The organism is Achromobacter sp., assembly GCF_049647645.1.
Classification (GTDB): domain Bacteria; phylum Pseudomonadota; class Gammaproteobacteria; order Burkholderiales; family Burkholderiaceae_B; genus Achromobacter.
The window spans coordinates 1-4,835 of sequence record NZ_JBARYB010000282.1; the positions used below are offsets into that span (position 1 = coordinate 1).

The 4,835-nt window shown below is 68.4% G+C and carries 6 protein-coding genes; 4 read left to right on the forward strand and 2 right to left on the reverse strand.

Going from position 1 to position 4,835, the window contains the following annotated elements; all coding sequences use genetic code 11:
- The 4 genes from gspM to WBB14_RS32410 form a co-directional block, all read left to right on the forward strand.
- On the forward strand, positions 1-496 hold a 496-nt coding region (gspM, locus tag WBB14_RS32395), incomplete at its 5' end, for a type II secretion system protein GspM (RefSeq protein ID WP_424243395.1).
- A gap of 1 nt (position 497) precedes the next feature.
- A complete protein-coding gene (gene gspN / locus WBB14_RS32400; RefSeq protein WP_424243396.1) occupies positions 498-1,250 on the forward strand; it encodes a type II secretion system protein N in 753 nt (250 codons plus the stop codon).
- A 70-nt stretch (positions 1,251-1,320) separates the two neighbouring features.
- A complete protein-coding gene (locus WBB14_RS32405; RefSeq protein ID WP_424243397.1) occupies positions 1,321-1,623 on the forward strand; it encodes a type II toxin-antitoxin system Phd/YefM family antitoxin in 303 nt (100 codons plus the stop codon).
- A gap of 16 nt (positions 1,624-1,639) precedes the next feature.
- Positions 1,640-2,026, forward strand: coding sequence for a type II toxin-antitoxin system RelE/ParE family toxin (locus WBB14_RS32410; protein WP_424243398.1), 387 nt, complete (start codon positions 1,640-1,642; stop codon positions 2,024-2,026).
- Positions 2,027-2,029: 3 nt separating this feature from the next.
- On the opposite strand, the gene gspE is transcribed toward WBB14_RS32410, so the two are convergent.
- Both gspE and gspD read right to left on the reverse strand, forming a co-directional pair.
- Entirely contained in the window at positions 2,030-3,457 is a 1,428-nt protein-coding gene (gene gspE / locus WBB14_RS32415; RefSeq protein ID WP_424243399.1) for a type II secretion system ATPase GspE, read from the reverse strand.
- The coding region (gene gspD, locus WBB14_RS32420; RefSeq protein WP_424243400.1) for a type II secretion system secretin GspD at positions 3,454-4,835 on the reverse strand (1,382 nt) is incomplete at its 5' end. The genes gspD and gspE, both read right to left, overlap by 4 nt.

Here is a 4,835-nt window from a genome sequence, read left to right on the forward strand (position 1 = left end):
GGCGCTGGCGCCGCGCGAACGCCGGCTGGTGACGGCCGCCGGCCTGCTGCTGGGGTCGGCGCTGGTCTTCGTCACGCTGATCGAGCCGCCCTTGAACACGCTGCGCAAGCTGCAAGCCGAATTGCCCGCGTTGCGCGGCCAGGCCGCCACGGTCGCCGACCTGACCGCGCAGGCGGTCGCCTTGCGGCACAAATCCGCCGCCCCCGCTGGCGCCATGCCCAATGCCACCGAACTCGCTGCATCGCTGGTACGCGCCGGATTGTCCGCGGACCAGTGGAGCCTGGACCAACCCGAAACCGGTCCCGGCGTGCTGCTGACCTTGAAGCAGGCGCCCTCTTCGACGCTCTTGCGGTGGCTGGACGGCGCGGCTCGCGACTGGGGCCTGGCTGTAAAACAGGTAGATCTCACACGCGCCGCCAACGTCAACGGCAGACCGCTGCCCGGCCTGGTCAATGGCAAGGTAAGCCTGACCGCGCCACAAGCGGAGCGTGGCTGAGATGGCTGGATTGCGCTTCTCCAAACGTTCCGCCGCGTTGCTCCTGGCCGGCGCCACCTGTGCCGCCGCGGCCGCGGTCGCCGTCCTGCCCGCACGCTGGCTGCTAGTCCTGCTGCCGCAAAATACGCCGGTCACGCTGGCGGACGCCAGCGGCACCTTGTGGCGCGGCAGCGCCTGGATCGCGCTAGGGCCTCCCGGCGCGCGCCGCATGCTGCCGCAGCCGGTGCAATGGCTATGGCGCTGGGACGCGCTCGCCCTGGATATCTCGCACCCCTGGCTGCAAGGCCCCTTGCGCGCCACGCCCGGCTGGAACGGCATATCCGTGCCGGCCCAGTCCCTGCGTGCGCCCGCCTCCATCCTGTCGGCGCTGGGCGCGCCCTGGAACACCATCGCGCCCCAGGGCACGCTGGACATCCGCTGGCAGCCGCTGCGGCTGGGTGCGGCCCTGCCGGCCGGCCCGGTGGCCGAACTGCGCTGGCGCAACGCCGGCACCGCGCTGACGCCGGTGGCGCCCGTGGGGTCGTATCTGCTGCGGGTGCAAGGCGGCAAGTCCGGCGCCACGCTGGCCCTGAGCACCGAAAGCGGTCTGCTGGACGTGTCCGGCCAGGGCAGCGCGGGCGGGCGCGGCGGCTTGAAGTTCCAGGGCCAGGCAACCTATGCCGGATCCGCGCGCGAAGCGGACCGGGCGGCGCTGGACGGACTGTTGTCGGCGCTGGGCCGGCGTTCGGGAGATGTCACGACCTTCGGGACCTGATTCCGGGGCATCGCGCTAGGCTAGAAAACGTACGTTATGATGTACAAATATCTAGCCTATGGAGCCCGCCATGGCCATCTCGTCCGCCGATGTAATTCCGCTGTCCCAAGCCCGGGCCAATCTGTCCGAGCTGGCTGATCAGGTCAAGTCCGGGGCTGAGAAAATCATCACCAAGAATGGCGAAAGCTACGTCGCCCTGATCGACGCCGAACGCCTGGACTACTACCACCGGCTGGAACAGGAACGCATCCACTTGCTGTTGATCGACGACGCCAGCCGAGGCTTGGCCGATGTTTCGGCCGGCAAGGTCAAGGACGCGCTAAGCGCGGTGTCCGCCCTCAAGCGCCACCGCGCGGCCAAGGCTGCCCGCTGACCGACGGCCTGCCATCGTGACCGCCAAACTTGCCGTCAAGCTCACCGCCAACTTCGAACGCCAGCTTGAGGAAATCGAAGCCTTCCTCGCGGATGCCGGGATGCCACGCGCTTTCGACACCCTGCTGGACGAGTTGGTGGCGGTGATCATCCCGAACCTTGCGGCCTTTCCCGACATGGGGCGCTTGTTCCTTGAACGGTACGTGCGCTCGGTGGAAGTCGCCAATGGCGCGGCTCGTCTCGCCAAACAGCTCAGCGCGCTCGCCAAGGACGCGGAGCTGCGCGAGTACGTGTCCGCGCACTACCTGATGCTATACGCCAGGATCAAGAACCAGGTCTACCTGCTCTCGATCCGGCACCACCGCCAACTTTCCTTCGATTTTCCAGATCGCTGGCAGGTATAGCGGCTAGGCGTCCCGCGTGACCCGCAGGATCTCCTCCGGCGAGGTCTGCCCGCTCTCGACCCAGCGCTGCCCGTCCTCGCGCATGGTCCGCATGCCCGAGGCGGCGGCCGCGCGCCGCAGCTCGCGTTCGTCGCGCCCTTCGTGGATCAGCCGGCGCGCCTCGTCGTCCACCGTGAACAGCTCGTGGATGCCGGAGCGCCCGCTGTAGCCCGTGTGGTTGCAGGCGTCGCAGCCCACCGGGTGGAACACGCGCAAGCCATCCTGCATGGCGGGTTTCTTGCAGGCCGGACAGAGCTTGCGCACCAGGCGCTGCGCCAGCACGCCCAGCAGCGACGAAGCCAGCAAGAAGGGCTCCACGCCCATGTCGGTGAGCCGGGTCACGGCGGACACCGAGTCGTTGGTGTGCAGCGTGGCCAGCACCAGGTGGCCGGTGAGCGAAGCCTGCACCGCGATCTGCGCGGTCTCCAGGTCACGGATTTCGCCGATCATGATGACGTCGGGGTCCTGCCGCAGGATGGCGCGCAGGGCCAGCGCGAAGCTCATGTCGATCTTGGCGTTGACCTGCGTCTGGCTGATGCCGGACAAGTCGTACTCGATCGGATCCTCGACCGTGAGGATGTTGCTGGTGGACGCGTCCAGGCGGCTCAGCGCCGCGTATAGCGTGGTGGTCTTGCCGCTGCCGGTAGGCCCGGTCACCAGCACGATGCCGTGCGGCTGGCGGATCAGCCGGTCCAACTGGCCCAGCACGCCGGTGTCCATGCCCAGCTTCTCCAGCTGCAAACGCCCGGCCTCCTTGTCCAGCAGGCGCAGCACGGCGCGTTCGCCATGCCCGGTGGGCAGGGTGGACACGCGCACGTCTATCGGCCGCCCGCCCACGCGCAGCGCGATGCGGCCATCCTGCGGCAAGCGTTTTTCGGCGATGTCCAGATGCGCCATGATCTTGATGCGCGAGATCAGCGCGGCATGCAGCGCCTTGCGCGGCGACACCACGTCGCGCAGGGTGCCGTCGACCCGGTAGCGCACCACGGAGTGGGTCTCGAACGGTTCGATGTGGATATCGCTGGCGCCGTCGCGCGCGGCCTGCGCGAACAGCGCGTTGATCATGCGGATCACGGGCGCGTCGTCCTGGGCCTCCAGCAGGTCCGCCACCTCGGGCATGTCCTGCATCAGGCGGTCCAGGTCGATCTCGTTCTCGGCCACGCCCATGACCGAAGCCGCGTCTTCTGAATGGCTGTAGGCCGCGGTCAGCAGGGTTTCCAGCGCCTGGTCTTCGATCTGCGCCAGCTCGATGTCGCCGTGGCAGCGCCGGATCTCGCGCACTGCCCATTCCGGGGTGCGCGGGCTGACGGTCAGGCGCGCCTGACCGCCGCGCAGCGACAGCACCGCGCGCTGCGCCCGGGCCCAGGCATAAGGCAGAGGATGCGCGCTCATAGCAGCGTATCGGGATCCACGGCCACGCTGTGCATCAGCGTGCGCGACACGCGGATGGCCTCCGAAGCGTCGCGCGCGGACTGCGTGCCGGGATATTGGCGCACCGCGAAGGACTGGGCCGTGACCGGCGCCGGCCGGCGCAGCGTTTCGGCCTGGTGTTCCGGGCGGAGGTCATAGGCGTTGTTGGACACCGAAGGCGCGGAGCCCGGCGGCGGCAGCATCGGCGCCTGCATGTCTGGCAGCGCCCAGTGCTGGCCTGGCTGCACGGCCGCCTGCGCGCGGCGCATATAGTCGTAGCGGTCCATGGTGACGCCAGCCGTGCGGTTGGCGTCGCGCACCACGTAGGGGCGCAGGAACACCATCAGGTTGGTCTTGGTGCGCTTGCGAGAATCGTAGCGGAACAGCGAGCCGATCACGGGCAAGGACCCCAGGAGCGGCACGCTGTTGGTGGAAAGCGTGACATTGTCTTCCAGCAGCCCGCCCAGCACGATGATCTGGCCGTCGTCGATCAGCACGCTGGTATCGATGGCGCGCTTGTTGGTCACGATGCCGGTGGTGGCGTTGGAGCGGCTTTCGTCGATGCTGCTGACTTCCTGGTAGATGTCCAGCTTGACCGCGCCGCCTTCGGAAATCTGCGGGCGGATGTTCAGCTTCAGGCCCACGTCCTCGCGTTCGATGGTCTGGAACGGATTGGTGCTGCCGTTGCTGCCCGAGGTCACGTACTGCCCGGTCACGAAGGGCACGGTCTTGCCCACCAGGATGCTGGCCGACTGGTTGTCCAGGGTCAGCAGGTTGGGCGTGGACAGGATGTTGGCTTCGCCGGTGTTCTCCATCGCGCGCGCCAGCACGCCCAGGTTGATGACCTTGTTGCCCAGCACGTCGACGGTGCCCTTGACCACGCCCAGGCTCAAGCCGCTGCCTATGCCGTCGATGGTGGTCGGCCCCTTGCCGGTGATGCCGCTGCCGCCCAGGTTGGTGCCGCCGATGAAGCTGGTGCCGTCGCTGTTGATGTTGCCGGCGCCCGTCATCCATTGAATGCCGAACTCCGCCGCCTTGGCCTCGCTGACCTCCACGATCAGGCTTTCCACCAGCACCTGCGCGCGGCGCTGGTCGAGCTGGTCGATGACCTCGCGCAGGCTGCGGTACAGCGGTTCGGGGGCCGAGATGATGAGCGAGTTGGTGGCCGGATCCGCCTGGATGGTCGCGCCGCCTGCCGAATACGAGACGGCCTGCGTGCTGTTGTCCTCCCGCGAGATGCGTTCCTGCTCGCCCGACAGTCCGCCCTTGTTCGAACCCGACATGCCGGCCATGCCCTGCCCCGCCTGGGCCGCCATGCCCGCCGCCGCGTTCTGCGTGCGCGCGCCGCCCTGGGCGCCCG